Annotated in this window: 1 protein-coding gene; it reads left to right on the forward strand. The window is 70.2% G+C overall.

Features of this window, described 5'->3' with window-relative positions; genetic code table 11:
- On the forward strand, positions 1-718 hold a 718-nt coding region (locus Pmi06nite_RS41625; protein ID WP_275409663.1), incomplete at both ends, for a TCP-1/cpn60 chaperonin family protein.

Consider the following 718-nt stretch of genomic DNA (forward strand, 5'->3'; position numbering starts at 1 on the left):
GGCTTCGGCGACCGCCGCAAGGCCATGCTCGGTGACATCGCGACCCTGGCCGGTGGCCAGGTCATCAGCGAGGAGCTGGGTCTCAAGCTGGAGAACGCGTCGCTCGACCTGCTGGGCCGCGCCCGCAAGGTCGTGGTGACCAAGGACGAGACCACCATCGTCGACGGCGCCGGTGACGCCGAGCAGATCGCGGGCCGGGTCAACCAGATCCGCGCCGAGATCGAGAGCACCGACTCCGACTACGACCGCGAGAAGCTCCAGGAGCGCCTCGCCAAGCTGGCCGGCGGCGTGGCCGTCATCAAGGCCGGCGCGGCGACCGAGGTCGAGCTCAAGGAGCGCAAGCACCGCATCGAGGACGCCGTTCGCAACGCGAAGGCGGCCGTCGAGGAGGGCATCGTCCCCGGTGGTGGCGTGGCCCTGCTGCAGGCCGGCGCCAACGCCTTCGACAAGCTCGAGGTCAACGGCGACGAGGCCACCGGTGCCGCGATCGTCCGCAAGGCGCTCGAGGAGCCGCTGAAGCAGATCGCCGTGAACGCCGGCCTCGAGGGCGGCGTCGTGGTGGAGAAGGTTCGCAACCTGCCCGCGGGTGAGGGCCTCAACGCCGCCACCGGTGAGTACGTCAACATGTTCGAGTCGGGCATCATCGACCCGGCCAAGGTGACGCGCTCCGCGCTGCAGAACGCCGCCTCCATCGCGGCCCTGTTCCTCACGACCGAGG

It is taken from the genome of Planotetraspora mira, assembly GCF_016863275.1.
GTDB lineage: Bacteria > Actinomycetota > Actinomycetes > Streptosporangiales > Streptosporangiaceae > Planotetraspora > Planotetraspora mira.